We start from the raw sequence: 26,454 nt of genomic DNA on the forward strand, positions 1-26,454 counted from the left end.
GAAGCTCGGAACCGGCGCCGCAGACACTGCCTCCACACAGACCGGTCGACCATGCTGATCTGCGGTCGCGTCGATAAAGCCGTGGAAGAATCTCGGCCTGGATCGCCACAGTGGCCCAAGTGTTCAGGCAGGCTGCGCAAGATCCGGCAAGGAGCGTGCGACTCATGAGCGAGCAGTTCTACTCGGATGCGAGGTTGTACGACCGGTTGTTCCCCGGTGGCGAACAGGCCGTCGACTTCTACAGGGCCGAGGCCGATCGGCAAGGCGGGCGTGTCCTGGAACTCGCGTGTGGCACCGGACAGAAGCTGATCCCGATCGCATCCGATGGGCATCCGTGCATGGGCCTGGAGCTCTCGCCGAACATGCTTGCCGAGGCTCAGCGCAAGGCAGACCAGCGCGACGTCGAGGTGCAGTGGGTGCAGGGCGACATGCGCGAGTTCGACCTGGGCAGAACGTTCGACCTCGTGTTCATCACCGCCAACTCACTGCTCCATCTGCAGAAAGCTGAGCACTTGGTGGACTGCTTCCGGTCGGTGCGAAAGCACCTGGCGCCCGGAGCGCGGTTCATCTTCGACGTGTTCAACCCGAGCGTGCGCATGCTTGCCCAGGCCGACGGCACTCGACGCAGGCGCGAAGCACTGTCGTTCGTGGATCCCGATCGTGGCGTAGTCCATGTCGATGTCGCGGAAACCTACGACGCAGCCGCGCAGGTAACTCGCGCCAGGTGGTACTTCTCGACCGATTCCGAGGCCGACTTCGGTGTCGCGCCGCTCGAGATCAGGAACATCTTCCCCCAAGAGCTGCCGCTGCTGCTCTCCCTTGGCGGTCTTCGGGTTGTTGAACGCTTTGGCGATTGGTCCCGTGCACCGCTCACCGCAGATGCGGCGCTCCAACTCTACGTCTGCGCTGCTCCGGACTGAATCGAGAGCCGGCGGGCCTTGTCGGTTCAGGTCCTGGTTCTCGATCCCCCATCCCGTGGACATTTGAGCGGATCTCCCTTCACGTTGACGGTTCTCTGCTGAAATTTCGGCCGGAGAAGGGACAACTTGAGGGGATCTCCCTTGAAATGGTCAGGGCCGGGGCGACGTTGACATGGGTGTGTGGGGCCGGGCAGGATCGGGGCACGGCGTTGCCGACGCCCAGCCTCGTGAGGACCTGCCCCAGCCGGGGCCTCGAGAAGGTGAAGGGGATTCTGCCCTCAAGGCTGCTGCTGTCCAGGCCTGTACCGAGTGCCGCTTCGCTGGGGGAAATGGGCACATCGTGGAGGCTTGTCATGACCAAAGAAGGCAGTTTCAAGCGTGCAGTGCGTCAGCGCGCACAAGCGACCGGGCTGCGCTACACCGAGGCCCGGGCAGCTCTGGAGAAGGGCAGCAAGTCGCCGTTCGCCAAGACGCGACCTGTCGAGTTCGCCGAACTGAGGGCGCACCTGGAGACGCGGTACGGCATTCGCATCACGTCGATCGCGCCCATCGACGACGATCCGGAGACGCGGCCGAGGGATTCCTGGATCGGCCATTACCCCTGGACGCTGGTCGTCAAGCGGCAGGACGACTCCCCCTGGATCGCTCGCGTTTTCTCGTCGGCCGCGGATACCGTCGGCCGTGTCGAGGGTGATGCGGAGATCCTGCGCTTCCTTGCCTTGCACAACTTTCCCGCCGAGCGGCCGGCGCACGACGATCCGGTGTCGGTGTTCGAGGGAAACGGCGTGATCGTGACCCAGTACGTCGAGGGCGGACGCCCAGCCCAGTCCCCCGCGGTGCTTCATGAGTTGGCGAGCCTGCTCGGCCGCCTGCACAAACTGCCCGCGGCCGGTGGTGCGGTGGCACGGGACGGCGGGGCTGAGGAACACGACGGCGCGTTCTTCGCAGGACGACCGAAGCAGGATCTCGCGGCAGCGATGAGCTTTCTGGTGAGCGTCGAGGAGGCAGTCACTCCCGAGGGCCGCGAGACGTTCGAGTGGCTGCGCGACCAGGTCGAGCACGCCGACGACGCGGAAGGTCTGCCCGAGGCCTTCACCCACGGGAACTACCACGCGTGGGCAGCCGTCGGTGCACCGGGCGAACTCTCCATCGTCGGCTGGGCCGGTTCCGGGCGCGGACCTCGGCTGCCTGCCCTTGCCTGGCTGCTGACGACCGCCGGCGAAGGTGACGCGGAGGGTATCGACGCCGTCGTACGGGGTTATCGCGAGCACGTCGAGCTCACCGCCGAGGAACTCAAGCGGTTGCCCGGCGTACTGGCTATGCGACCACTCTGGCTTGCGTGTCTCGATTATCGAGAGTCGGTGCGCAACGGGTCGACGCCACCGATGGACCAAGGATGGATCGGCTGGGTCGCGCGCCCGGAGCACGCGGAACGCCTGGCCGCCCAGGCGATCGCGTCGTTGCGGGGCTAAGTCGGGTACCACTCCCCTGTTCTAGGGTTTCGCCATGGGCGCCCAGATTCCGATCGCACTCGCTGCATTTGTCCGTGATGGCCTGTTGCTGCTGGTGCATCGGAATCCGGCGCGCCGCTGGTATCCCGACTGCTGGGACCTCGTCGGCGGCCATGTCGACCCGGGCGAGTCAGCACACGATGCAGTCAGGCGTGAGTGCTTCGAAGAACTCGGGGTCCACGTACAGGACGCCGTACCGATCCCGATGACGATCAGCGACCCCAACCTCGCCGTACATGCGTTCCTTGTGACGCGTTGGGACGGCGAACCGGTGAACGCGGCACCGGAGGAGCACGACGACCTTCGCTGGTTCCGGCCCGAGGAGCTCGCGGACCTGAAGCTCGCCCACGCGACCAGCCTGCCGAGCCTCCTGAGCGCCGTCGAAGGGGCATGATCCTTCTGTGGAAGTTCACGTCGTCACTGCCGATCGCTGGGCCGATCTGGTCGCGTTGTTCGAGCGCAAAGGCCCACGCGGAGGCATACCGATTCCCGGCCACTGCTGGTGCCAGGCCTGGCGCGACCAAGAATCACCCGACGGCCCCAAGGCAAATTTCAAAGCCGCCACCGTCGACCAAGACCGCCACCCCGGGCTCATCGCCTACCTCGACGACCGACCCGTCGGCTGGGTCGCGGTCGCACCACGCCCGGACCACGGCAAACTCGAACGCTCCAGAAAGTACGGACCCACGCCCGACGATCACGACGTCTTCGCCATCACCTGCTTCTACGTCGACCGCGACCACCGCGGCACCGGAGTCGCCAGCGCCCTCCTGGACGCCGCCATCACCTACGCCCGCAACGCAGGCGCCCAAGCCCTAGACGCCTTCCCCAAAGCAACCCTCGCCCCCCACACCCTGGCCAACCGCCGAGCCGAAGAGAACGACAGCTTCATGGGCCGCCGCGCCTCCTACGAAGCCCGAGGCTTCACCACCCTCCGCGACACCGGCGCCAGACTAGTCATGCGCCTCACCTTTATCTGACGGGTTTCTGTCGGTGGGGGGTGTCAGGGTGAGGGGAACTGGACGCTCTGGAGGACTCGATGGCTGTGTCGTACCAATTGGTGATGGATTGCCGGTCGCCTGAAGCGCAGGCTGAGTTTTGGGCTGCGGCTTTGCGGTATGTGTTGGCGCCGCCGCCTGATGGGTTTGGGTCGTGGGACGACTTCTACCGGTCGATCGGTGTGCCTGAGGAGGAGCTTGGGGGCGGGGTGGACAGCATTGTGGACCCGACGGGTGAGGGGCCGCGGATCTGGTTCCAGATCGTTCCGGAGGAGAAGACGATCAAGAACCGGATCCACATTGACGTGGCGGCCGGCGGAGGCCGTGGGAATTCTCTTGAGGTACGGCGGGAGCGGGTCGAGGCGGAGGCGGCACGGCTCGTTGGTCTCGGGGCGACGCGAGTGCGGGCGCTGGCCGCGGAGGGGCTGGATCATTACGCGGTCGCGATGACCGATCCCGAGGGCAACGAGTTCGATATCAACTAGGGATGACGCGGTAGGTGACAAGGAGGTGGCCGGTCGGGGAGGTGATGCTGCGGATGACCTCGAGGCGTAGCGACGGGAGGTTGTCGAGCAGACGCCTGCCGGTGGCGACGACGGTGGGGGCGATGACGAGGCTGAGTTCGTCGAGAAGGCCGGCGGCCAGCAGGGTCTGAGCGACGGAGATGCTGCCGTGCACGCCGATGTCGCCGCCCGGCTGGTTCTTCAGGTCGCGGACGAAGTCGGCCAGTCCCCCGTCGATCACCTCGGTGTTGGCCCAGGGGTCGTCGAGCGGGGTCGAGGTCGCGACGTACTTGGGGACGGCGTTGATGAAGTCGGTGAAGGGCTGGATGTCGCTGTTCGGCCAGAAGCCGACCCACTCGTCGTAGGTGTGGCGGCCCAGGATCACCGTGTCCTGGGTTTCGATCAGGCGGGCGCCGGCGGCGTCCATCTCGTCGTCCCAGGCGGTGAGGAACTTGTCGGCGCCTTCGGCGACGCCGTCGAGGGACAGGAAGTAAGCGGCAACGACCTTGCGGGACATAGCGGTTCTCCTCGTGTTGGTGTGTCTTCGGTACTGCGTCGAACGACGATCGCGGTTTTCGACACCAGGCTCAGACCCGCCGTCACGTGTGGTGATCATCCCGTCACAAACCCTACCCTTACTGAACGGTAGTGCATCTTTGTGAGGGGATGACTCGATGGGTGACAACAGTCTTAGCCGCCGCAGCGTCCTGGCCGCCGGCGGCGGAATAGCAGCCGCTACGGCGTTGGGCGCGTTCGGGCCGCGTCCGGCGTCGGCCGCGGCGCAGATCGATGCCGACGTGATCGTCGTCGGTGCCGGACTGGCCGGCCTGGTCGCGACCGCCGAACTCGTCGCGGCCGGACGAAAAGTCCTCCTGCTCGATCAAGAACCCGAGGCCAGCCTGGGCGGACAGGCGTTCTGGTCACTCGGCGGCCTGTTCCTGATCAACTCCCCCGAACAACGCCTCGCCGGTATCCGCGACTCGATCGACCTGGCCCGCAACGACTGGTTCAGTACGGCGGGGTTCGACCGCGGAGTCGACGATCCGCTCGGCCAGGACTACTGGGGATCGCGCTGGGCCGAGGCATACCTGCAGTTCGCCGCCGGCGAGAAGCGTTCCTGGCTGGCGAGCCTCGGACTCACCTGGGTCCCGATCGTCGGCTGGGCCGAGCGCGGCGGTCAGCTGGCCGACGGCCCGGGCAACTCGGTGCCGCGCTTCCACCTGACCCTGGGGACCGGTCCGGGCGTGATGGAACCGTTCGAGAAGAAGGTCCGCGCCGCGGCGGCCGAGGGCAAGGTGACGCTGAAGTTCCGGCATCAGGTCGACCGACTGATCACCTCCAACGGCGCGGTGACCGGCGTACAGGGCAGTGTCCTGGAGGCGAGTACTGCGGCGCGCGGTACGCCGAGCTCGCGGGTGAAGGTCGGCGAGTTCGAACTGCATGCACCCATGGTGATCGTCACGTCTGGTGGCATTGGCGGCAACCTCGACCTAGTCCGTGCGAACTGGCCGGCCCGGCTCGGTACGCCGCCGGCCCGGCTGATCACCGGCGTACCGGCGCATGTCGACGGCCGGATGCTTGCCATCAGCAACCGTGCCGGCGCACGCACCGTGAACCCCGACCGGATGTGGCACTACACCGAAGGCATGGTCAACCACAGCCCGATCTGGCCCGGTCACGGCATCCGCGTGCTGGCCGCGCCGTCCTCGATGTGGTTCGACGCCACCGGCTGCCGCTTCGCCAACCCGGGCGTCCCCAGCTACGACACGCTCGGGACGCTGGAGCTGATCGGGCAGTCCGGTCACGGCTACTCGTGGTTCGTGCTGAACAAGAAGATTATCGACAAGGAGTTCGTCCTGTCGGGCTCGGAGCAGAACCCGGAGCTGACCCGCAAGGACCTGGTCGCCTACCTCGCCATGCGGCTGCTGAACAGTACGCCGCCGCCGGTGAAGGCGTTCATGGACAAGGGCGAGGATTTCGTGATCGCCAACACGCTGCCCGACCTTGTCACCGGGATGAATCAGCTGACCGGGACCAACCTGATCAATCACGACCAGCTCCGGCGGCAGATCGTCGTACGCGATCAGCAGGTCGACAACCCGTTCACCAAGGACAGTCAGGTGATGGGCATTCGCAACTCACTCGCCTACAGCGGTGACAGCCTCGCCCGTACCGCGCCGCTGCACAAACTCCTCGACCCGTCAGCCGGCCCGCTGATCGCGATCCGGATGAACGTGCTCACCCGCAAGACACTCGGCGGACTCCAGACCGATCTCTCCGGCCGCGTCCTCGGTACCAACGGCCAACCCGTACCTGGTCTGTACGCCGCCGGTGAGGTCGCCGGCTTCGGAGGTGGCGGCGTCCACGGTTACCGCGCCCTCGAAGGAACCTTCCTCGGTGGGTGCCTGTTCACCGGCCGCCAGACCGGGCGCGCCGCCGCGGCCGAAAGCGCCTAGTTTGGGTGCGTGGACAACCAGTTGCGTTCAGAGGTGCTCGCCAGGGCCAGCGCCGACAGTGCTGCTGTCGGCGCGTTCCTGGCGGCCGCGGACAGCTACAGCCGACCACAGTCAGACGTGCCGTGGCCGTACTCGTTACTGGAGACACTGGACGGACCTGAGCCGGTACGGCGTGTCCTCGCGGTCGTGCACGACAACGTGAAGTGGCTGCGAGGTGTGCTGGCTGAGCGGGCCTGGCCTGGAAGGTCACTCGTCGGCGAGGACGGTTCCGACGCGTTCTGGCTGATTCTCCAGCACGCTGGATCAGGAGTCCACACGATCGGTACGCCGGAGAATCTGACCTTCCAGGCCGAGTGCATCCCGTTGCTGGAGCACGCCGTACAGGCTGGCGAGGCGCACCCGCGGCACCTGGCGCACATAGTCGACAACCAGTGCGCGCGGACGAGCCGGTCGCCGGAGTACGCCGTACTGGCGACAGCCTTTCAAGACGGCGAGCTAAAGCCTGACCTGGATGCTGAGGCTGTTGACGCGAACCGGGCCCGGATCGGACTGCTCCCGGTCAGCGTGGACCTCGCCAGGCGCCGAGCGGGCAATCCGCCGGATGCCACGGCAGGCACCCGGCCGGAACCCTGGTGATCACCAATCCCAGGCGCGCCTCACGCGACCGCCGTGGCCTCGAGCTCGACCAGTAGGTCAGGTATCGCCAGGCGCGTCACGCCCAGCATCGTGGTCGCGGGAGCCACGCCGGCAGTGCCCAGGCGGCCGGCCAGTACGCCGTACTCGCTGAAGAGCGTGTCGACGTCGGTGGTGTACACGTTGAGCCGGACCACGTCCGCCAGCGACATGCCGGCTTCGGCGAGAACAGCCTCCAGGTTGTCGAGGCTCAGCGCGAGCTGCGCGCCCAGATCACCGGCGTGTTCGGGCTTGCCGTCGGCGTTCATCGAGGTCTGGCCCGCGCAGTACAGGGTCCGGGTGTGACCCGAGACGAGCTCTGCCTGGTTGTACCCCAGTTCCCTCGACCAGGCCCACGGATTGACCGCCGTTCGTGCTACTCCCACATCAGTTCCCTTCGGCTTGTTTTCTCTTACTGACAAGCCTTCCAGGCAATCAAGACACCCTCTGTCGTGTATGCCGGTAGGGTTTCCGCATGCGTGCTGACCGGCTGGTTTCGCTTGTGCTGTTACTGCGCCAGCACGGCCAGTTGTCCGCGGTCCGGCTGGCCCGCGAGCTCGAGGTCTCGACCCGCACGGTCCTGCGCGACATCGAGGCGCTGTCCGCGGCCGGCGTACCGGTCTACGCCGAGCGCGGCCGGTACGGCGGGTTTGCGCTGCTGCCCGGATTCCAGACCGAACTGACCGGACTCAACCAAGACGAGGCGCTCGCTCTCGTGGTCGCCGGATCACGCCGCGGCGCTCAAGCCTTCGGTCTCGGTTCCGCCCTCGCGTCCGCGATGCTCAAGGTGATCGACGCGCTGCCCGAGAGCTACCGGAGCACTGCCGCCGGCGCCTCCCAGCGACTGCTCATCGACCCAGCCGCCGACCTGCTCGCCCGCCCGATCCTCACCGACGAACTCCCCGACAGCGTCGCCGCCGAGGTCCTGCGCGCCGTACTGGCCGGCCACAAACTCCGCATCGAGTACGCCGCCTTCAACAAGCCCCCGCAGTGGCGCGAGGTCGACCCGATCGGCGTCGTCACCGTCCGGGACCAGGGCTACCTCCTCGCCACCCGCGCCGGCTCCGACCGCACCTACCGCCTGTCCCGCATCCAAGCCGCCGAAGCCCTCACCGAACCCGCCGAACGCTCACCCCGCGTCGACCTCGACCAAGCCTGGCAGGACCGCACCACCCAGTTCCGCACCGGCGGCGACCAAGTCACCGTCCAAGCCCGAGTCCACCCCACCCGCCGCGACGAACTGGCCCGCACCGCCCTCACCATCCACACCGAAACCGTCGACCCCGACGGCTGGCTCCGCCTAGAACTAACCTTCCAAGACCGCCGTCACGCCGAATGGGCCCTCTGGCAACTAGCCACCCACGCCGAAGCCCTCTCCCCCACCTGGCTCCGAACCACCCTCCAAACCAAAGCCGCCAAACTAGCCGCCCGCTACGAGGGATAGTTGAGGGCTTTGAGGAGTTCGGGGTGGAGGTTGGTGTTGGAGTAGAGGCCGCCGCCTTGGTCGCCGGTGTTGGTGCCGGTGGGGTTGGTGAAGCGGCCGCCGGCTTCTTCGACCAGGAGGATCCAGGGGGCGTGGTCCCATTTGTAGTAGCGCTCGACCAGGAAGGCGTCGAGTTCGCCGCGGACCAGCTCGACCAGTGGGAGTGGGGTGGCGGGTGGGCGGGCGGTGGGGAGGCGGGGGTCGTTGCCTAGGGCATCCAGTACGGCGGTCGCGAGCGTTGCCGTCGTACTGACGTGGAGGCGGCGGGTTCCGGAGGGGGCGGACTCGTAGGCGCCGCCGCCTCGGGTTGCCCACCAGGTGCGCTGGAGTGCGGGGGCGGCGACGACGGCGAGTTCGATGATGCCGTTGATCTCGAGGGCGAGGTGGATCCGCCAGTTGGGGTCGCCGCGGGTGAAGAAGCTGGTGCCGTCGATCGGGTCGAGGATCCAGACGCGGTCGGACTCGCCCAGCTCGCCGAACTCCTCACCCAGGAACGCGTCGCCGGGACGGGCGGCTGAGAGGGTGTCGCGGAGGAGTTGCTCGACGGCGCGGTCGGCCTCGGTGACCTGCGAGCCGTCAGCTTTGAGCGAGACGGCCACACCGGTCCTGAAGTGGGTGAGGGCCAGCTCGGCCGCCAGGTCCGCCGTACTGAAGGCGAGCTCAAGGTCGTTCATCGCCGCCCAAGCTAGCAGCGTGCTGAACCGCTGAACCAGGTCTCGCCGCCGGCCTGGGTCCGCGATCACCTCGTCGGTACGGCGGTCGTGGTCACCGTCGGCCGAGCGGAATCGGACGAGTCCCTGGTTGATGCCAGGTTCGGACAGCACCTCGACGTCCGGTAATGCGCCGATCCCGTGGACCAGCTCGCGGGCGTGATCGCAGCACCGCTCGACCAGCGCGCGGACCCCGTCCCGGCCGAGCGCCCGGATCGCGGCGTACACAGGGACGGCCCGGCCGCGGCGCGACCACTCCGCGGCATGCGTCGCGGTCCGGCCCAGCAGCGTTCGACGTGACATGCCCCTACAACGCAGACAGCCACAGTTATGTGAGTCGGTACGTCCGTAGCACCTGATTGTCGAGCGCGGCGAAGGTCCGCGTCCGCGGGTTGTAGGCAGTCGGCCGATACCCCGCCAGTACGCCGACGCGCGCGCCCTCGGCCGGATCCCAGAACTCCAGCCCGTCCTCCCCGACCACCGCAAGCCGACCGTCGACACCCCACATCCGCCCCTTGGGCCCGAACACCGTCCCAACGCGAGCCCCGCTCCGAGCGTCGTACAACTGCACACCGTCGACCAAGGCATCGATGCCGTCGCCAACGCCTTGGATCGCTACGACGCTGTCATTCACCCAACTCGCAGGCTGGTTCCAGAGGTAGTCGCGGACGACCAGCTCGTTACCGTGTTCGGCAGCGAATGTCCGTCCGTCCTGCCAGGCAGCGAGATCGACGACGGCCGGTACGCCGACTGGGTGCCAGATCCAGCCGTCGTCCAGCAGCCAGCGGCCCGTCGGGCTGACCGTCAGCGCGCCGTGGAAGTAGTCGAGGTAGTCAGGTGGCGGGTTCTCCTTGTCACGCAGTTCGGTATCGCGCGGTGTCAGCAGCTCGCCGGTAGCCGGGTTGAACCGATCCAGGCGGTTCCAGTCAGTCGCGGCCACCAACGTGCCGTCAGGCAGGAAGGCGATCGGGAACGGCGTCGCGAAGTTGCAGTAGTCCTGGCGGTCGAGCCGCAGCGTCACCCGGCCATCGGCGAGATCCACCACTACGCCGTACCGGCCGAAGTCGCGAACGACCGCCGCGTACCGCCCGTCCTCAGACACGTGCAGCGCCGGTCCCGGCGTACCGAAGCTGTCGTCGTCTTCGTCGCCCGGCAACTCAAGCTTGTACGACGTGCCGCCCGACGGCACGAGGTGATGGCCGGTGTACGCGAGCCACCCGTCTGCCATCGGCGCGAGGCACCGATCATTCCTCGGGCGGACGGGGGCTGCATCCTCGGAGAAGCATCCATCGAGCGGCCGGTCCAGACGCCGTACCTCGGGCTGACCGCTGACGTGGTCGACACTGCGCGCGTCAGCTCGGTCGGTGCACCCCTCACAAACAGCCGCCAACTGCGACCACAGGTCATCGAGCTTGGCACATGCTCCGCACAACAGGTGGTAGTCGCCGCCGCGTCCCGTATACAGCCGCGACACCTGCGAGGCCTCCTCCACACACAGGTGTAGGCAGGTCCGGAACGGTCCCTCGTTCGCTAGGTGACCGCAGGCCAGCAACTCCATCCCCCGACGATATTCGACCCACGCCTGGGGCGCTGCGATTTGCCGTGCCGGACCCCAGCCACTCACTAACCCTGTCGGCAGCGTGGAGCTCACGCTCGGCCAAGCCTCGAGGAGGCCCTTGTGGAAGAGTTAGTGAGTGGCCCAGGTCCGTCTATTCCCCTAGCGGACGTACAGCTTGGTGCGGGCGCCTGGCCGGAAGCCGATGGACTGGTAGAGGGCGCGGGCCTGCGGGTAGCCGTCGTCGCCGCGGGGGCAGACCATTGCGTGGGTGGCGCCGGCGTCGCGGAGGGCGTGGAGGGCGGCGAGGTTGACCGCTTGGGCCAGGCCCTGACGCCGGTACGCCGGTGCGCAGCCGACGGGTTCGACCAGTCCGATGCCGTGCACCTTGTCGTGCCAGATCAGCGCTGAGGCCGCGAACTCGCCGTTCGGAGCTTCGACAACCCAGTCGAGTTCAGGTTGATACGGCCAGACGGACATCACAGCGGCCATGTCCTCATCGGACAGCTGGGACGGCGCGATGTCGGACCAGGCTGCACGATGGGCGGCTGCACGCTTCGCGATCTCGTCAGGGTGGGTGTGCCGGAGCGTGAATCCGTCGGGAACGACCGGCGTACGAAGGTCGCTGAGCGAGATGCGGTGGTGAGTGAAGAACGGGGCCTCGTCGTCCGAGTGATAGCCGGCAGCCTCCAGCGCGGTCACCAGGTGCGTCTCGGTCTCGAGGACACTGACCGCACCGTCAGGCGCAAGCTTCTGGAACCGCTCCAGTACGTCGGCTGCTACCCCGGCGTGAGCCGGGTCGACCACGAGCGAGAGGTGGTCAGGCTCCGCCCATCCCCACGCGACGACCTGATCGCCGTCCTCCCAGAACGTCGTACGCCAGGTATCCCCGTGCCGCCTCGCATTCACGGCCCGCTCCCACGCCACGTCACCGATGTGAAGGCGCGACGCGGACGTCCAGGTCCGCTGCACCAACTCTTGCATCAGCCGGACACTGTCAGGCCCGTCGAGATCACGCTGTCGCAGTACAACCTCCGATAATCGAGCGGACGACATCCAAGTGCCGGCGAACGAGTGCAGCGGCCGGATGGTTGCTGTTGAGATCAGACAGTACGGCGGCCAATGCTGCGGCAACGTTGGTCCCAGCTTGGGCGCCGAGCATGGTGACGATCGCGGCGGCGGTCTCGTGGTTGCCTCGGGCGACGTGTTTGGCGGCCAGGGGCAGCATGGCGAGGGCGAAGGTGTCCGGGTCTGGCGGCGTCCCCGGCCGACCCCGGCCGAGATGGTCGAGAGTCGCGTTAAGGTCGAGAGTGCCGGGGGTTCCGCTGCCGGCCAGCAGGCGCGCCTCGCGGGGAATGGCGGCGTGGGACGGCCAGAGGTACCAGTCGACCCAGAGCGGGAGACCGGCGACGTCGTACATCGCGCCGAGGTACCCACCGTCGGCCGGGCCGTTGGCCGGCATCTCGATCGTCAGGGGGCTTCCGTCGAGCACCGGTTGACCGTCGACAACGATGAGGTCGAGGTCGCTCCACTCATCGTCGGCTCCGGTCGCGAGTGAGCCGACCAGCCAGACTCCCCCGGCCTGCAGGGTCGAGGCCGTGCGGCTGAGCCAGTCGGCGCGGCCGCGTGCGTAGGCCGCCAGTAGGTGCCGGGCCTCGTCTGGTGTCACCTCGCGGAGGCTACCGAAGCGACGTACCGGCGACTACTGGTTTACGGCTGATCACAGCCGGTGCGCGAGACCGGAAATGCTCGAATCGCGGGACAACTCTTGGAAAGCCTTCTCCGACACTCTAGTGTGCTGATTCCGGCCCCTTGGACCGGGAATATCGAGGACGGCGCCCCCCGCCACGATCGCAAGGAGACAAATGATGGTGGAAAACACTGCCCGGGAAGACTGGATCGCCCCGGATTTCACCGAGTTCGAGACCCCCACCGAGGTCACCGGATACGCCGGCCGAGTGAACTGATCACCACCCGTATCCCCTGTACAGCAAAGTGATCATCGGGTTTCCGCCCCCACCTGATGATCGGCCTGCCCTGGCCGGTGGCAGCAGCCGCCGGTCGGGGCAGGTGTTTCGCTGAATTCCCCTGAGTTCCGTCCCGTGGGCGAAATCTGGAAATCGTTCCATGAATGGCCGGATCACTCAGGAGGTTCTATGCAGCCGATGAGCGCAGACGAATTCACCGGGGCACTGCGCGGCCTTTCCCATCGGTACTGGGGAACCCACCCGTTCCACCACCGGATGCACGCCGGTGAACTGTCCCAGCCGGGGCTGCAGGTCTGGGCCGCCAACCGCTGGTACTACCAGAGTGCGATCCCCCGCAAGGACGCCGCGATCATCAGCAACTGCCCACTCCCTGAGGTACGGCGTCAGTGGCTGCCCCGGATCGTCTACCACGACGGAACCGCCCCGGGCGAAGGCGGCATGGAACGGTGGCTGCGGCTGTGCGAAGCCGTCGGGCTGAACCGTGACGAGGTACTCGACGAACGGCACGTCGTTCCCGGCGCCCGGTTCGCCGTCGACGCCTACGTCGGTTTCGCACGCACCAAACCGTGGGTCGAGGCGGTCGCCTCCGGGCTGACCGAGATGTTCTCCGGCCACCTGATGAAGGCGCGCGTCGCCGACATGCTCGCGCAGTACGACTGGATCCGCCCCGATGACCTCGCCTACTTCACGAACCGCATCGACGCAGTCGCCGGTGAAGGCCAAGCCACTCTCGATCTGGTCGTCGAACACTGCCGCTCCCGCGCCCAGCAGGAAGCCGCCATCGCCGCCCTCTCCTTCAAGTGTGACGTCCTGTGGTCGTTGCTCGACGCAATCGATCACGCGGCGAGTAAGAAATGACTGCTGAACCCGAGGGAGCGCTCTCCGACGATCTCCGGCCGCGCATCCGCCGCGGCGTCCGGCTGAGCCACGACAAGGTCCGGAACACCCCGGTCGTCCTGCATCCCGAGGGCGTACTGATCCCGAACCCCACCGCCACCGCAGTCCTCGAGCTGTGCGACGGAGAGCGCTCTCTGACCGAGATCACGAGTCTCCTCGCCGACCGGTACGACGCCGTCCGGCCCGAGCAGATTCGCAGCCTGCTCGACCGTCTCGCCGACAAGCAGGTAGTGGAGTGGACATGACCAGCCCGCTCCCCGAAGCCCCAGCCGCGCAGAACCCCAAGGGCGCGATCCCGCCGCTCAGCCTGACCGCCGAACTCACCCACCGCTGCCCTCTGCATTGCGGATACTGCTCCAACCCCATCGAGCTCCTCACCCGTGACCAGGAGCTCGACACAGCCGCCTGGCGCGATGTCCTCACCCAGGCACACCACATCGGCGTACTGCAGGTGCACTTCTCCGGAGGCGAACCGCTCGGCCGCAAGGACCTGGCTGAACTGATCGAGCACACCGCCAACCTCGGCGCCTACGTCAATCTCGTCACCAGCGGTCTCGGTCTCACCGAGTCCCGTCTGCAGAGCCTGGTCGACGCCGGACTCAACCATGTCCAGCTTTCTGTCCAGGGTGCCGACGCAGCAACGGGCGACCGGATCGCCGGCACCCGCGCACACCACCACAAGATTGTCGCCGCCGACCTCGTCCGGCAGGCGGGCCTTCCGCTGAGCGTCAACGTCGTGCTGCACCGGGAGAACCACCACCAGGTCGCCGCGCTGATCGACTTCGCCGAGGAGCTCGGCGCCGACCGGCTCGAACTCGCGAACACCCAGTACTACGGCTGGGCCCTGAGAAACCGCTCTCAGCTGATGCCGACCGCGGAGCAGCTCGCCGCGGCCGAGTCGATCGTTCAGGACGCGCTCACCAGGCTCAAAGGCAAGATGCAGATCGTCTATGTGATCGCGGATTACCCGGAGAAGTACCCCAAGCCCTGCACCTACGGCTGGGGCGCACGCCAGATCACCATCGCACCGGATGGAACCGTCCTGCCATGCCCAGCGGCTGGCGCCATCAGCACGCTGCAGCTCGAGAACGTCAGAGAGCGCTCCCTGGCCGAGATCTGGTACGACTCCGGCTCGTTCAACGCCTACCGCGGCGACGACTGGATGAGCGACACCTGCCGAAGCTGCGACCGGCGCGACACCGACTTCGGCGGTTGCCGGTGCCAGGCGTTCCTGCTCACCGGCGATGCGGCAGCCACCGACCCGGTCTGCCACAAGTCGCCGGATCGCGGCGTCGTCGACCTCATCCTGGCCGAACCCCGCCGTACCGGCCTGGTGATGCGGAGCCCGAGCCGATGAAGGTGATCGTGCTCGGTACGGCGGCCGGCGGCGGGTTCCCGCAATGGAACTGTGCTTGCCCGACCTGTCGCAACCCCAGCCTCGAACCGCGGACCCAGGACGGCCTGGCGATCAGTGCCGACGGCAACAATTGGTACCTGGTGAACGCTTCCCCGGATGTCCGCGCCCAGATCCTCGCCACGCCCGAGCTCCTCGCCGGTCCCGGCCTGCGCGACACACCGATCCGCGGCGTCCTCCTCACTGATGCGGAGCTCGACCACACACTGGGCCTGCTCCTCCTGCGCGAGGCCGAGACACTGACCGTCCACGCCCCAGCGGCCGTGCTGAACGCGCTCTCTCGTTTCCGGGACATCACCGATCGCTATCACGCCTGGACGTGGTCCCCAGTCCCGGACGAGCTCGACGGCATCACCGTCAAGACCCTGGCCGTCAGCGACAAACGCCCCCGGTACGCCGACGATCCGGCCCCCGGACCGTGGGTGATCGCGTACCGCTTCGAGCACAACGGCGGCGCACTCGTCTACGCCCCCTGTGTCGCCCACCTACCCGATGGGTTCGAACAGTTCGCCGCCGGCGCGACGTACGTCCTGCTCGACGGAACCTTCCACAGCACCGACGAGATGCCCGGCCAAACCGTCATGGGTCACCTGCCGATCACCACCACGATCGAGCAACTCGATCTGCCGCTGGCGTTCACCCACCTGAACAACACCAACCCCGTGCTCGACGCCGAATCACCCGAGCGCAAAGCCGTCGAGAAGCACGGGCACGTCATCCCCGATGACGGCACTCGCTGGGAGATCTAACCCGCCGAAACCCCATGCCGCGCAAGCAGTTCGATCAGCACGTCATGCCCCTGCGCCAGATCCCATTGCTCAGCCGCCATCCCAGCAGCAAGCGCTCCCTCGACATTCTGAGCGGTGTCGTCGATGAACAGCACCGCCTGTACGTCGGCCCCGATCCGCCGAGCCGCCTCAGTGAAGAACCCCAGATCCGGCTTGGCCACACCGAGGTCGTACGAATAGCAACTCACGTCGAACAACTCGTCGTACCCGAGCGCCGTTCGCATGTACCCGCCGCGATACGACTCCTGATTCGTCCCCAGGTGGACGCCGTACCCGTTGCGCCGAAGACCCCGAACCACGTCCAGCGATTCCTCGAACACCACGATGTTCTTCCACACCGCGTCGTACACCTCACCCACTGGAACGCTGACTCCGAACTCGCGCAAGGTCGCCGCCAGCACCGGGAGGTAGTCCCCTCGCCCGGCCAGCATCGGCAGTTCGTCATTCCAGGTCCGATGCAGAAACTCCCGAGAGCGCTCTCCGAGATACGGCTCCATCGCCGAGTACCACCCACCCGGCAACTCCTGCAGCACCCCATCCGCATCCCACAGCACATGGCGGATGGGGGACGCAGCGACCACCCTCTTGGAGCCGCCACTCGTGGGCAGCAACCCTCCCTGGACGGGTAATGGCGTCTGAGGACCGCGTAGGTGCGGAATCACGCCGACCTGGAACTCGTCGTCGTACACGATCGCTCCCGGATCAGCGGAGGTCACGCTGTGATGCGGGACGGCGTAGGTGGTCAGGATCCTGCACAGCTCGTCAATGCGGGTCAGCATCTCCGGCTGAATCGGCGGCTTGAACCAGGTGACCGCGCCGATGCTGTTGCCGTCAGCGTAGAAAACCGGGTTTGGCAGGTGCTCGTTGAACCAGTCGTCGATATCGAGGTAGCGCGCTTCATCAACAGGCGACAGCCGCCCCGAGCGCCGTAGATGGTCGACCGCGACGAAAACCCCGACCTCGACGCCGAGGCGCCCGCGGTACTCCACCTGGATCCGAACGTACGGTTCGTCGCTCACCGGGCCGATGATGCCGCACCCCGTCATGCGGCGCACCGCGATAACGGATGTCACAAACGGTGCAGGTGTTCGGTCTGGGGTGGTGACAGCCATTGATTCGGAGGACTAGATGAGTGAGCAGCTGCCGCCTGGGGTCGAGGTCATCTCGACGCTGTCTGGGTCGGCGTTCGAGATTCCGGCCGGGGCGGAGGCCAGGACGGCTCGGATCACACTGGCGCCTGGTGATCCAGGGGCGCCGCCGCACCGGCATCCGGGGCCGGTCTTCGGGTATGTGATCGCGGGCGAGGTCTTGTTCGAGTTGGAGGGGCAGGCGCCGCGGGTACTGAAGGCGGGTGAAGCGCTCTATGAGCCGGGCGGTGATGTGATCCACCTCCAGGGCTCCAACAACCTGGAGGACGCTGAGACGTCGTTCGTCGTGACACTGTTCTCGGAACCGGGTGCTCCGATCCTGACGATGGTCAGCGCCGAGGAGCTCGCCGAACGCGAGCACCTTCGCGTGAGGTAGCCCGGACTTCCCGCCCTCGGAGCGTTTAATCACATGCTCCCGGGGCGGGAGCGGTCTACGGTGTTCGTGTTGCACCGGCCGAGAGTTGGGATGTGGGAACCGATGGGCGTTCGTCTGCAGGAACTGACCTACGCAGCGAAAGATCCTGCCGGATTGGCGCGGTTCTGGGCCGGCGTGCTCGGCTTCGAGGTCGTCGACGACGCTGTCATCGCACCCGCTGACGAGCGAGCCTTCCGACTCCGCTTCGTGGCCAGCGACCTGCCGAAGCTCAGCCCGAACCAGATGCATTTCGACCTGACGAGTACGTCGCTCGACGATCAGCAGGCGCAGGTCGACCGCGTCCTCGAGCTGGGTGGACAGCACCTCGACATCGGGCAGTCGCCGGACGAGCCGCACGTCGTACTGGGTGATCCCGAGGGCAACGAGTTCTGTGTGATCGAGCCGACCAACAACTTCCTCGCCAACACCGCCGTGATCGGCGCGCTGTCGTCGGACGGCAGCCAGGCGGTCGGCTACTTCTGGGCCAAGGCGCTGGACTGGCCGCTCGTCTGGGACCAGGACGAGGAGACCGCGATCCAGGCGCCGTACGGCGGCACCAAGATCGCCTGGGGTGGCCCGCCCGTGAACCCCAAGCTCGGCGTCAACCGCCTGCAGTTCAAGCTGATCGCGGACGGCGACCTGCAGGCCGAGATCGACCGCCTCGTCGCTCTCGGCGCGAAGACCGGCGAGGACGGCGTACTGATCGATCCCGACGGCAACGAGTTCGTCGTTCTAGCCGGCTGACTTCGGCGAGACGATCTGCACGAGGTTCCCGCAGGTGTCGTCGAGGACGGCCATCATCACCATGCCCGCATCGGTCGGCGGCTGGGTGAACACCACGCCCAGCGCCGTCAACCGAGCATGCTCAGCCTCGACGTCGTCCACGGCGAACTGCACGAGCGGAATCCCGTCCTCGCCCAGCGCATCGCGGTACGGCTTGACCGCGGGGTGACCCGCCGGCTCCAGCAGCAGCTCGGGCCCGTCCGGGGCATCAGGTGACACGACGGTCAGCCAGGAGGCCTCGCCGAGCGGGATGTCGTGCTTCTTCGTGAAGCCGAGTACGTCAGTGTAGAACGCGAGCGCGGCCCGCTGATCGTCCACGAACACACTCACCAGGTTGATTCTCATTCCGCGGTCCTCTCGCCGACCGGCCACCGTCGCGTGATCTCCGCGAGTGGCGCGGGATTGAAATAGTGGAACTTCGAGCGCCCACGCTTCTCCGTCGTGACCAGCCCGGCCTCCTCCAGCACCCCGAGGTGCTGCGAGATTGCCTGCCGCGTCGACGACAGCCCGTGCCGCGTCGTCAGCGTCGAGCAGATCTCGAACAGCGTCTGGCCGTCACGCGCCGCCAGCTCGTCGAGAATCACCCGCCGCGTCTCGTCGTTCAACGCCCGGAACACCGTGACCACGCGCGTCACTATAGGCAAGTAACCACTTGCCTATCAACTCCTCGCCCCCATCGCGCGTCGAAGCAGAGGTGAGCAGCCTCCGTACGACGACCTGGGGTACCGGCGAGCGGGTCGCCGTCCTCCTGCACGGGATGCTGGGCTCGGCCCAGCAATACCACCGGATCGGCCCAGCGCTGGCCGACCGCGGCTACCGAGCTGTCGCCGTCGACCTCCCCGGCCACGGCAACTCACCACCAGCGCGTTCCGACCTCGCCGCCTGGGCAACCGCCGTCACCGCAGTCGTCCCCAACCACCCCGCACTCGCGATTGGTCAGTCGCTGGGCGGCGTCGTACTGGCGGCAACCGCGCTCCAACCGGAGCGATCGGTCTTCGTCGACATTCCGCTCATCGCCTCCTCCGGTCCCCCCGCACGGCCGAAGAGCTGACCGCCAAGTTCACCGCAGCCCAAGCCGGCCGGTCCATCGAAGCACTACGCATGACCAAGCCTGCCTGGTCAGAGACCGACCGCCAAGTCGAGGCGACAGCGGCCCAGCAATTCGACATCGCCACCGCAGTCGCTCTGGAGCTCGGCGACAACCAACACCAAGTACCAACCCCCGACACCCCATCACTCGTCATCCACGCAGACCCCAGCCGCTACGTCTCATCAACCCGAGCCGCCGAACTCCAAGCGGAGACCTTCACCGTCCACGCCATCCCCGGCGCCGACCACACCATCTGGTACTCCCACTTCGACCAGTTCATGGCCACCCTCGACAGCTGGCTGTCACGCACCCAGTAGCGTGTTCGGCATGAACGTGGAGCTGCTGACGAAGGCCTCAGCCGAGTTCGAGCGCGTGGTGACCGAGCTGCCGGACAACAGCTGGGAGCTCCCGACGCCGTGCGAGGTCAGCATCCGCGAGCTGGTCGAGCATGTTGTCGAGGGCAACCGCTTTGCTGTGGCGGTGCTCGCCGGAGCCGGGGCAGCGGAGGCGTGGGCTGCGGTTCGCGCGCAACCAAACGGCCCGGCTGAGCTGCGAGACTCGGCCGCCGACCAACGAGCCGCATTCAGCCAGGCGACAGACGATCAGACCGTGCACCATCCAGGCGGTGACATCACCGCCGAAGCGTTCCTCAGATACCGGCTGGTCGATGTCGTCGTGCATGCCTGGGACCTGTTGTCGTCCGCCGGCCTGGACGAGACGCTGGACACCGAAGTCGTCGAAGGCCTCTGGGCTCTCGTCGAGCCGAAGCTGACCGAGATGCTTGCCTTCGGCTCCTACGGCGACGGCCCGAGCGGGACACCCCACGCATCAGTTCAATCGACGTTGCTGGATGCGTTCGGTCGCCAGGTCTGACGGGGTGCGTGTCCGGTACGGCGCAACCAGTGGTCGGTGTAGAGAATCCGCGACGGCGTGATGATGGTCAGCGGATCGGTCGGTGGCTCATCCAGTGGCCGGCCGCGTTCGGCGTACTCGGACTGCCATCGAAACGCCTCCCAGTACTCCCCCGCGTCCGCCGGCGCCAACGTCCGCGCCGTACCGAACAACTGTGCACCGCGGCTTGAGGCAAGACCGACATACGGTACGACGATGCCCGCCGACACGCGGGGATCGCGGCGCAGGTTCCGCGACTTCACCGACGAATCCCACGAGCTGTAGAAGATCTCGAACCCGAGGCTGTAGTACCGCACCGGCGTCGCCGACGGTGAACCATCGCGGTTCACCGTCGCTACCACCGCAAGGTTCTGCGTCGACAGCAGGTTGAGGATCCGCTCCTCCAACTCCGGCCGCGGCAGCACACCATCGGGAGTTGGACCCGTCAGCCAGGGATTAGTGAGCGGCAACGTACTCCTTCAGATGCTTGCCGGTCAGCGTCTTCGCGGCCTTCACCAGCGCGGCCGGCGTCCCCTCGAACACGACCTTCCCGCCGTCGTGCCCGGCCCCGGGACCGAGGTCGATGATCCAGTCGGCGTGCGCCATCACGGCCTGGTGGTGCTCGATCACGATCACCGACTTCCCGGAATCGACCAGCCGGTCGAGCAGGCCGAGCAGGTTGTCGACGTCGGCCAGGTGCAGACCGGTCGTCGGCTCGTCGAGGATGTAGACCTCGCCCTTGTCGGCCATCTGCGTGGCCAGCTTCAGCCGCTGCCGCTCACCACCGGACAGTGTGGTCAGTGGCTGACCGAGCTTCAGGTAGCCGAGCCCGACATCCGCCAGCCGGTCCAGGATCTTGTGCGCGGCCGGAACCTTCGCATCGCCATCGGCGAAGAACTCGACCGCCTCGGCCACCGGCATCTCGAGCACCTCGGCAATGTTCCGCCCGCCGAGCGTGTACTCCAGCACCGACGCCTGGAACCGCTTGCCCCCGCACTCCTCACACGTCGCCTCGAAGGTCGCCATCACCCCGAGGTCGGTATAGATGACACCGGCCCCATTACACGCCGGGCATGCACCCTCGGAGTTCGCACTGAACAGCGCAGGCTTGACGCCGTTCTCCTTCGCGAACGCCTTCCGGATCGGCTCGAGCATTCCCGTGTACGTCGCCGGGTTGCTCCGCCGCGATCCCTTGATCGCACTCTGGTCGACCGTCACCACACCCTCGCGGTCGGCGATCGATCCGTGGATCAGCGAGCTCTTCCCCGACCCGGCCACGCCGGTCACGACCACAAGGACACCGAGCGGTACGTCGACGTCCACGTTCTGCAGGTTGTGCGTCGAAGCGCCCCGAACCTCCAGTACGCCGTTCCCCGCGCGCACCTCGCTCTTCACCGCGGCCCGGTCGTCCAGGTGTCGACCGGTGATGGTGTCACTGGCGCGCAGCTTCTCGACGGTGCCTTCGAACACCACCTCGCCGCCCTCGCTCCCGGCCGCCGGGCCGAGGTCGATGACGTGGTCGGCGATCGCGATCATCTCCGGCTTGTGCTCGACCACCAGGACGGTGTTGCCCTTGTCGCGCAGTTGCAGGAGCAGTTCGTTCATCCGCTGGATGTCGTGCGGGTGCAGACCGATCGACGGCTCGTCGAAGACGTAGGTGACATCGGTCAGCGACGACCCGAGGTGCCGGATCATCTTCGTCCGCTGCGCCTCACCACCGGACAGCGATCCGGCCGGACGGTCCAGCGACAGGTAGCCCAGGCCGATCGACACGAACGAGTCGAGCGTGTCGCCCAGCGCGTTCAGCAGCGGCTTCACCGACGGCTCTTTCAGCTTCCGGATCCAGGCGGCCAGGTCGCTGATCTGCATCGCGCACAGATCGGCGATGTTCTTCCCGCTGATCTTCGAGGCCAGCGCCTCCTGGCTGAGCCGCGTACCACCGCAGTCCGGGCAGGTCGTGAACGTCACCGCCCGCTCCACGAACGCGCGGATGTGCGGCTGCATCGCCTCGACATCCTTGCTCAGGAACGACTTCTGGATCTGCGGGATGATCCCGGAGTAGGTGAGGTTGATGCCCTCGACCTTGATCTTGGTCGGTTCCCGGTGCAGCAGGTCGTGCAGTTCCTTCTTGGTGAACTTCTTGATCGGCTTGTCCGGGTTGAAGTAGCCGCTGCCCCGGAAGATCCGCCCGTACCAGCCCTCCATGCTGTACCCCGGGATGGTCAGCGCGCCCTCGTTCAGCGACTTGCTGTCGTCGTACAGGGCGGTCAGGTCGAAGTCGGTGACCGAGCCCATCCCCTCACAGCGCGCGCACATGCCCCCGGCGTACACAGCCTCCCGGACGACCTGCTTCACGCCCGCGCCCTTCTCGGCGACCATCGAGCCGGTCGCGGTCCGCCGCGGGACGTTGAACGAGTACGCCGTCGGTGGCCCGGCCGGCGGTTTCGCGAGCCGGCTGAACAGGATCCGCAGCATCGCGTTCGCGTCGGTCGCCGTCCCGACCGTGGAGCGCGGGTTGGCCCCCATCCGCTCCTGGTCGACGATGATCGCGGTGGTCAGCCCGTCCAGTACGTCGACGTCCGGGCGGGACTGGTTGGCCATGAACCCCTGCAGGAACGCGCTGTACGTCTCGTTGATGAGGCGCTGCGACTCCGCGGCGATCGTGCTGAAGACCAGCGAGCTCTTCCCTGAGCCCGACACCCCGGTGAACGCCGTCAGCCGGCGCTTCGGGATCTCGACGCTGATGTCCTTCAGGTTGTTCTCGCGGGCGCCGACGACCCGGATCAGATCGTGGCTGTCGGCAACATGCTCGGTCATTCGCGGTTCTCCAGGTCAGTGCCGTCTCAGGCGGGGGCGTGGTCTCAGGCCTGCTGATTGATGCGGATGTGGTTGCCCGCCGGGTCGCGGAAGGCGCAGTCGCGCACGCCGTACGGCTGGTCGGTCGGCTCCTGGATCACTTCGGCGCCACCGGCAACCACCTTCTCGAAGAACTCGTCCACGTTCGGGCTCGACAGCACCAGCGTGGCGTAGGTGCCCTTGGCCATCATCTCGGTGATGGTCTTGCGCTCGTCCTCGGTGATGCCCGGGTCGGCGAACGGCGGGGTCAGCACGACCGCGGTGTCCGGCTGCCCGGCCGGGCCGACGGTGATCCAGCGCATCGTGCCGCCGCCGACGTCCATCCGGACCTCGAAGCCCAGGATGTCGCGGTAGAAGGTGACCGACGCGTCCGGGTCGGTGTGCGGGAGGAAGCTCGTAGCGATCTTGGTGCCTGCTGTAGTCATGTCCATCACAGTAGGTGGGTCGCGGCCTGGTCTGCTTCTTGATTCCTGATCGGTCTCGTCACGCGTTTGGCAACACACGACGGCAAGCCGGCCGCGGCCTGGCTGACCTCGCGCTTGTACGCGCTCGGCGACATCCCCACCAGTTCGGTGAACCGCGTGCTGAACGTCCCCAGCGACGACCCACCGACCGCGAAACACACGTCCGTCACGCTCATCTCGCCACCCCGCAGCAAGGCCATCGCCCGCTCGACCCGCCGCGTCATCAGATAGCTGTACGGCGACTCTCCGTACGCGCGCTTGAACTCCCTGCTCAAATGGCCCGACGACATCCCGGCGCCGCGAGCCAGCGCCTCGACGTCCAGCGGCTGCGCGTACTCCCGGTCGATCCGGTCCCGCACCCGCCGCAGCCGGACCAGATCCTCCAGCCGCTGCTCCTCAGCACTTTTCCCCGCCATGCCCAAGATCCTGTCACGCGACCGGCGCGTTTCCCAGATCCTCAGAGTCCGCTACTGGGTGAGCAGGCCGTCCAGGGCGGTCTCGGCGAGGCGGCGAGCGTGGGGTTCGGTGAGGTCGTAGTGGCCGGTGAGGCGACGGAAGATGAGCGGGCCGAAGAGGAGGTCGATGACGTCGTCGATGTGCAGGGCGGCGCTCACGTCGCCGCGGCCGAGGGCTCGCTGCCACAGCGTGGTGATGGCCTCGCGGCGGCCGGTGAGGAAGTACTCGCGGAAGTAAGCGGCTCCGGCCTCGTCGTCGACACAGGCGGCCAGCAGCTGAGCGAACACGTTGCCGCGCGCGCTGGCGTAGAACGCCGAGACCCGGCAGACCTGTTCGATCAGGTCCTGCCGGGTGCTGCCGGTGTCGGGGAGCGGGAGCTCGCCGGCCATCAACTGACCGAACGCCTTGGCGGCGACCGCCGTACGCGACGGCCAGTGCTTGTAGATGGTGGCCTTGCTGACACCGGATCGCTGGCTGATCGCATCGACGGTGGCGGCCGGGTAGCCGCCCTCGTCAAGCAGTTCCTGCGTCGCGGTCAGCACCGCGGCATGCACGCGCTCACTGCGCGCGCCGCTGGGGTGGGCGACGATCCGGTTCGCATTCATCGCGCCCTACTCAATCATCTTCCGGTCGCGGGATCAGGCAGGCACGATGTCGTGATCGGTGGAGAGCGCGATCTGGCGCCACGCCTCCAGCTCGGTCCGGACCCGCTGGATCTTGTTCTCGATCGAGGCGAGGCTGTCGCCGCCGAGCTGCAGCCGCAACGGTGCCTTGCCGGAATCGATCGCACTGACGATCGCTGCGGCGCCCTTCGCCGGGTCGCCCGGCTGCTTGTGGCTGACAGCCGCGGCCTTGAGCCGCGTCTGCCCGGCCGGGCCGTTCACGTAGTCCTGGATTCCGTGCTGCGCGGCATGCAGGCTGCTCGCGTCCAGGAAGTCGGTCCGGAAGTACCCCGGCTCGACGATCGTCACTCCGATGCCCAGCGGCTTCAGCTCGTGGGAGAGCGACTCGGAGAACCCTTCCACGGCAAACTTCGTCGACGCGTAGATGCCCCAGCCCGGCGACCCGTTGAACCCGCCGACCGAGCTCATGTTCACCACATGCCCGGCCCCCTGCGCCCGCAGTGCCGGGAGAACCGCGCGGGTGACCGCGAGCAGGCCGAACACGTTGGTGTCGTACACCGCCCGAACCTCGGCGTCGCTTGCCTCCTCGACCGCCCCGAGCAGCCCACGCCCAGCGTTGTTCACCAGTACGTCGATCCGCCCGAACCGCTTGATCGCAGCCTCGACCGCTGCCGCCACCTGGGCCTCATCGGTCACATCCAGCGGTACGGCGAGCAGGCTCTCCCCCGCCGCCGGGAAACGTGAGAGAACGCTCTCTGGCGTTCTCGCCGTGGCAACCACCTGATGCCCGGCCTCCAGCGCCTTCTCGACCAGCTCCGCCCCGAAACCGCGGGAGGCGCCGGTAATGAACCACACGCTCATAAAGGTCCCTTCAGAGTTTGTCCGGATCCGTGCGCGGTGGGCCCATCGAAGTCCGCAGCGGACAGCTCGATCGCCGGGATACCGGATCCGTTGCCCTTATCTGAACTGAACGTACAGTTCACTTATATCGAAATCAAGCCGTCCCTGCCTCCCGGGCGGCCCAGACGCCGAACGGAGTCGCGGGACGGCCGAGGACCTCAGCAACGCCGTCCGACACGTACGCGTCCGCGCCGGACCGAATGCCGTTCAGCATCGCCATCCGCCAACTGATGTAGCCCTCGGGAGTCCCGGCCGCCCGTAAGCGAGCGACATGATCTTCGGCGCCCTCGGAAACGAAGACAGCGCTCTCTCCTGTTCTCCCGGCCAGCGCCTCAGCAGCGGCTGCGAAGGTGATCGCCTCCGGCCCCGACAACTCCAGGACCTGGCCGCCGTACTCACCGCCGGCCAGGACGACCGCAGCGACCTCGGCCAGATCCTCGACGTCGAGGAACGGATGCGCCGCCTCCCCGACCGGTACGACGATCCGCCCGTCGACCGGCACGAACATCGCCTCGGTGAAGTTCTGCGCGAAATGCGTCGGCCGCAGAATCGTCCAGTCGAGAGATCCCGCCCGCAGAGCGCTCTCTGCCGCGGCGACGACACCGTCGGGAGCGAACTCCACACCACGAGCCGACAGCAGCACGGCACGCTGCACGCCGGCCGCGCCGGCCACCTTCAGGAACCGGGCCAGCGTGGAACTCCAATCGGTCGCCGACCCTGGCCCGACGATGAAGACGCCCTCGGCTCGCTCGAGCGCGGCCGGCCAGGTCGATTCGTCACGCCAGTCGAAGCGAATGGGAGTGCTGCGGCTCACCGGGCGAGCATCGTGCTGGTTCGTGGTCAGGATTCGAGTGAGGCGGCGGCCGACCTTTCCGGTCCCGCCGAGGACGGCAAATGTAGTCACGCACCCAAACTAGGCGCACTCAGCGAGAC

Annotated in this window: 34 protein-coding genes; 18 read left to right on the forward strand and 16 right to left on the reverse strand. The window is 67.1% G+C overall.

Annotated elements, in window-relative coordinates:
- Nucleotides 1-164 precede the first annotated feature (164 nt).
- From ACIA49_RS22575 to ACIA49_RS22595, 5 genes are all read left to right on the forward strand, one after another.
- Nucleotides 165-920 carry a class I SAM-dependent methyltransferase gene (locus tag ACIA49_RS22575; protein ID WP_396379245.1) on the forward strand — a complete coding sequence of 252 codons (756 nt, stop codon included), beginning with the start codon at nt 165-167 and terminating at the stop codon, nt 918-920.
- 353 nt (nt 921-1,273) lie between these two features.
- Nucleotides 1,274-2,392, forward strand: a complete 1,119-nt coding sequence (locus ACIA49_RS22580) for a phosphotransferase enzyme family protein (RefSeq protein WP_396379246.1) — start codon at nt 1,274-1,276, stop codon at nt 2,390-2,392.
- A gap of 34 nt (nt 2,393-2,426) precedes the next feature.
- Nucleotides 2,427-2,825 carry an NUDIX hydrolase gene (locus ACIA49_RS22585; protein WP_396379248.1) on the forward strand — a complete coding sequence of 133 codons (399 nt, stop codon included), beginning with the start codon at nt 2,427-2,429 and terminating at the stop codon, nt 2,823-2,825.
- A gap of 7 nt (nt 2,826-2,832) precedes the next feature.
- Nucleotides 2,833-3,411 (forward strand): GNAT family N-acetyltransferase, encoded by a 579-nt coding sequence (locus ACIA49_RS22590; RefSeq protein ID WP_396379249.1) that lies wholly within the window; start codon nt 2,833-2,835, stop codon nt 3,409-3,411.
- An 83-nt stretch (nt 3,412-3,494) separates the two neighbouring features.
- Nucleotides 3,495-3,914, forward strand: a complete 420-nt coding sequence (locus ACIA49_RS22595) for a VOC family protein (protein WP_396379585.1) — start codon at nt 3,495-3,497, stop codon at nt 3,912-3,914.
- Here ACIA49_RS22595 and ACIA49_RS22600 read toward each other — a convergent pair.
- Nucleotides 3,907-4,449 carry a dihydrofolate reductase family protein gene (locus tag ACIA49_RS22600; protein WP_396379250.1) on the reverse strand — a complete coding sequence of 181 codons (543 nt, stop codon included), beginning with the start codon at nt 4,447-4,449 and terminating at the stop codon, nt 3,907-3,909. The two genes, ACIA49_RS22595 and ACIA49_RS22600, sit on opposite strands and share 8 nt — an antisense overlap.
- A 157-nt stretch (nt 4,450-4,606) precedes the next feature.
- On the opposite strand from ACIA49_RS22600, the gene ACIA49_RS22605 reads away from it, so the two are divergent.
- Nucleotides 4,607-6,388 carry an FAD-binding dehydrogenase gene (locus ACIA49_RS22605; protein ID WP_396379251.1) on the forward strand — a complete coding sequence of 594 codons (1,782 nt, stop codon included), beginning with the start codon at nt 4,607-4,609 and terminating at the stop codon, nt 6,386-6,388.
- Nucleotides 6,389-6,397: 9 nt separating this feature from the next.
- Entirely contained in the window at nt 6,398-7,024 is a 627-nt protein-coding gene (locus tag ACIA49_RS22610; RefSeq protein WP_396379252.1) for a hypothetical protein, read from the forward strand.
- Between the two features lie 20 nt (nt 7,025-7,044).
- Here the strand turns inward: ACIA49_RS22610 and ACIA49_RS22615 are convergent, their stop codons facing one another.
- Nucleotides 7,045-7,446 carry a RidA family protein gene (locus ACIA49_RS22615; protein ID WP_396379253.1) on the reverse strand — a complete coding sequence of 134 codons (402 nt, stop codon included), beginning with the start codon at nt 7,444-7,446 and terminating at the stop codon, nt 7,045-7,047.
- 89 nt (nt 7,447-7,535) lie between these two features.
- Between ACIA49_RS22615 and ACIA49_RS22620 the strand changes: the two genes are divergently transcribed.
- Nucleotides 7,536-8,504: a helix-turn-helix transcriptional regulator gene (locus ACIA49_RS22620; protein ID WP_396379254.1), complete on the forward strand. Its 969-nt coding sequence runs from the start codon at nt 7,536-7,538 to the stop codon at nt 8,502-8,504.
- On the opposite strand, the gene ACIA49_RS22625 is transcribed toward ACIA49_RS22620, so the two are convergent.
- From ACIA49_RS22625 to ACIA49_RS22640, 4 genes are all read right to left on the reverse strand, one after another.
- Entirely contained in the window at nt 8,492-9,556 is a 1,065-nt protein-coding gene (locus tag ACIA49_RS22625; RefSeq protein ID WP_396379255.1) for an inositol monophosphatase family protein, read from the reverse strand. The genes ACIA49_RS22620 and ACIA49_RS22625 overlap by 13 nt on opposite strands.
- Before the next feature lie 25 nt (nt 9,557-9,581).
- A complete protein-coding gene (locus tag ACIA49_RS22630; RefSeq protein WP_396379256.1) occupies nt 9,582-10,811 on the reverse strand; it encodes a hypothetical protein in 1,230 nt (409 codons plus the stop codon).
- A gap of 159 nt (nt 10,812-10,970) precedes the next feature.
- On the reverse strand, nt 10,971-11,792 hold the full coding sequence (locus ACIA49_RS22635) for a GNAT family N-acetyltransferase (protein WP_396379257.1): 822 nt from the start codon (nt 11,790-11,792) through the stop codon (nt 10,971-10,973).
- Between the two features lie 28 nt (nt 11,793-11,820).
- The gene (locus ACIA49_RS22640; RefSeq protein WP_396379258.1) at nt 11,821-12,477 is read right to left on the reverse strand and encodes a hypothetical protein; all 657 of its coding nucleotides are present in this window, start codon (nt 12,475-12,477) and stop codon (nt 11,821-11,823) included.
- Between the two features lie 199 nt (nt 12,478-12,676).
- Between ACIA49_RS22640 and pqqA the strand changes: the two genes are divergently transcribed.
- The 5 genes from pqqA to pqqB all read left to right on the forward strand — a co-directional run bounded on the left by pqqA (nt 12,677) and on the right by pqqB (nt 15,856).
- On the forward strand, nt 12,677-12,775 hold the full coding sequence (gene pqqA, locus ACIA49_RS22645; RefSeq protein ID WP_396379259.1) for a pyrroloquinoline quinone precursor peptide PqqA: 99 nt from the start codon (nt 12,677-12,679) through the stop codon (nt 12,773-12,775).
- A 198-nt stretch (nt 12,776-12,973) separates the two neighbouring features.
- Entirely contained in the window at nt 12,974-13,654 is a 681-nt protein-coding gene (pqqC, locus tag ACIA49_RS22650; protein ID WP_396379260.1) for a pyrroloquinoline-quinone synthase PqqC, read from the forward strand.
- Nucleotides 13,651-13,938: a pyrroloquinoline quinone biosynthesis peptide chaperone PqqD gene (gene pqqD, locus ACIA49_RS22655; RefSeq protein WP_396379261.1), complete on the forward strand. Its 288-nt coding sequence runs from the start codon at nt 13,651-13,653 to the stop codon at nt 13,936-13,938. Before pqqC ends, pqqD begins: the two co-directional genes overlap by 4 nt.
- Nucleotides 13,935-15,050, forward strand: a complete 1,116-nt coding sequence (gene pqqE, locus ACIA49_RS22660) for a pyrroloquinoline quinone biosynthesis protein PqqE (RefSeq protein ID WP_396379262.1) — start codon at nt 13,935-13,937, stop codon at nt 15,048-15,050. The genes pqqD and pqqE overlap by 4 nt, the downstream gene beginning before the upstream one ends.
- Nucleotides 15,047-15,856 (forward strand): pyrroloquinoline quinone biosynthesis protein PqqB, encoded by an 810-nt coding sequence (gene pqqB, locus ACIA49_RS22665; protein WP_396379263.1) that lies wholly within the window; start codon nt 15,047-15,049, stop codon nt 15,854-15,856. Before pqqE ends, pqqB begins: the two co-directional genes overlap by 4 nt.
- Here pqqB and ACIA49_RS22670 read toward each other — a convergent pair.
- A complete protein-coding gene (locus ACIA49_RS22670) occupies nt 15,853-16,914 on the reverse strand; it encodes an HAD family hydrolase (RefSeq protein WP_396379265.1) in 1,062 nt (353 codons plus the stop codon). The two genes, pqqB and ACIA49_RS22670, sit on opposite strands and share 4 nt — an antisense overlap.
- Before the next feature lie 109 nt (nt 16,915-17,023).
- Here ACIA49_RS22670 and ACIA49_RS22675 point away from each other — a divergent pair, with 109 nt between their 5' ends.
- Nucleotides 17,024-17,419: a cupin domain-containing protein gene (locus ACIA49_RS22675; RefSeq protein ID WP_396379266.1), complete on the forward strand. Its 396-nt coding sequence runs from the start codon at nt 17,024-17,026 to the stop codon at nt 17,417-17,419.
- Nucleotides 17,420-17,521: 102 nt separating this feature from the next.
- Nucleotides 17,522-18,202, forward strand: coding sequence for a VOC family protein (locus tag ACIA49_RS22680; RefSeq protein ID WP_396379267.1), 681 nt, complete (start codon nt 17,522-17,524; stop codon nt 18,200-18,202).
- Here ACIA49_RS22680 and ACIA49_RS22685 read toward each other — a convergent pair.
- Both ACIA49_RS22685 and ACIA49_RS22690 read right to left on the reverse strand, forming a co-directional pair.
- Entirely contained in the window at nt 18,191-18,586 is a 396-nt protein-coding gene (locus ACIA49_RS22685; RefSeq protein WP_396379269.1) for a VOC family protein, read from the reverse strand. The two genes, ACIA49_RS22680 and ACIA49_RS22685, sit on opposite strands and share 12 nt — an antisense overlap.
- Nucleotides 18,583-18,867, reverse strand: coding sequence for an ArsR/SmtB family transcription factor (locus ACIA49_RS22690; protein ID WP_396379270.1), 285 nt, complete (start codon nt 18,865-18,867; stop codon nt 18,583-18,585). The genes ACIA49_RS22685 and ACIA49_RS22690 overlap by 4 nt, the downstream gene beginning before the upstream one ends.
- A gap of 68 nt (nt 18,868-18,935) precedes the next feature.
- Here ACIA49_RS22690 and ACIA49_RS22695 point away from each other — a divergent pair, with 68 nt between their 5' ends.
- Genes ACIA49_RS22695 through ACIA49_RS22705 form a run of 3 tightly spaced genes read left to right on the forward strand, consistent with a single transcriptional unit; the run spans nt 18,936 to nt 20,204 of the window.
- The gene (locus ACIA49_RS22695) at nt 18,936-19,292 is read left to right on the forward strand and encodes an alpha/beta hydrolase (protein WP_396379271.1); all 357 of its coding nucleotides are present in this window, start codon (nt 18,936-18,938) and stop codon (nt 19,290-19,292) included.
- Nucleotides 19,293-19,342: 50 nt separating this feature from the next.
- Nucleotides 19,343-19,648: an alpha/beta fold hydrolase gene (locus tag ACIA49_RS22700; RefSeq protein ID WP_396379273.1), complete on the forward strand. Its 306-nt coding sequence runs from the start codon at nt 19,343-19,345 to the stop codon at nt 19,646-19,648.
- 10 nt (nt 19,649-19,658) lie between these two features.
- Nucleotides 19,659-20,204 (forward strand): maleylpyruvate isomerase family mycothiol-dependent enzyme, encoded by a 546-nt coding sequence (locus ACIA49_RS22705; protein ID WP_396379275.1) that lies wholly within the window; start codon nt 19,659-19,661, stop codon nt 20,202-20,204.
- Here ACIA49_RS22705 and ACIA49_RS22710 read toward each other — a convergent pair.
- The 7 genes from ACIA49_RS22710 to ACIA49_RS22740 form a co-directional block, all read right to left on the reverse strand.
- On the reverse strand, nt 20,165-20,692 hold the full coding sequence (locus ACIA49_RS22710; protein WP_396379277.1) for a pyridoxamine 5'-phosphate oxidase family protein: 528 nt from the start codon (nt 20,690-20,692) through the stop codon (nt 20,165-20,167). The two genes, ACIA49_RS22705 and ACIA49_RS22710, sit on opposite strands and share 40 nt — an antisense overlap.
- Entirely contained in the window at nt 20,679-23,039 is a 2,361-nt protein-coding gene (locus ACIA49_RS22715; RefSeq protein WP_396379279.1) for an ATP-binding cassette domain-containing protein, read from the reverse strand. The genes ACIA49_RS22710 and ACIA49_RS22715 overlap by 14 nt, the downstream gene beginning before the upstream one ends.
- 44 nt (nt 23,040-23,083) lie before the next feature.
- On the reverse strand, nt 23,084-23,503 hold the full coding sequence (locus ACIA49_RS22720) for a VOC family protein (RefSeq protein ID WP_396379281.1): 420 nt from the start codon (nt 23,501-23,503) through the stop codon (nt 23,084-23,086).
- Between the two features lie 5 nt (nt 23,504-23,508).
- Nucleotides 23,509-23,958 carry a helix-turn-helix transcriptional regulator gene (locus tag ACIA49_RS22725; protein ID WP_396379282.1) on the reverse strand — a complete coding sequence of 150 codons (450 nt, stop codon included), beginning with the start codon at nt 23,956-23,958 and terminating at the stop codon, nt 23,509-23,511.
- Nucleotides 23,959-24,009: 51 nt separating this feature from the next.
- Complete coding sequence (locus ACIA49_RS22730; RefSeq protein ID WP_396379283.1) at nt 24,010-24,603, reverse strand: TetR/AcrR family transcriptional regulator; 594 nt, start codon at nt 24,601-24,603, stop codon at nt 24,010-24,012.
- A 33-nt stretch (nt 24,604-24,636) separates the two neighbouring features.
- The gene (locus ACIA49_RS22735) at nt 24,637-25,482 is read right to left on the reverse strand and encodes an oxidoreductase (RefSeq protein WP_396379284.1); all 846 of its coding nucleotides are present in this window, start codon (nt 25,480-25,482) and stop codon (nt 24,637-24,639) included.
- 133 nt (nt 25,483-25,615) lie between these two features.
- Nucleotides 25,616-26,425 carry an NAD(P)H-binding protein gene (locus ACIA49_RS22740; protein ID WP_396379285.1) on the reverse strand — a complete coding sequence of 270 codons (810 nt, stop codon included), beginning with the start codon at nt 26,423-26,425 and terminating at the stop codon, nt 25,616-25,618.
- Nucleotides 26,426-26,454 lie beyond the last annotated feature (29 nt).

Origin of the sequence: Kribbella sp. NPDC051587, from assembly GCF_044453945.1 — a bacterium.
In the GTDB taxonomy this organism is placed as follows: domain Bacteria; phylum Actinomycetota; class Actinomycetes; order Propionibacteriales; family Kribbellaceae; genus Kribbella.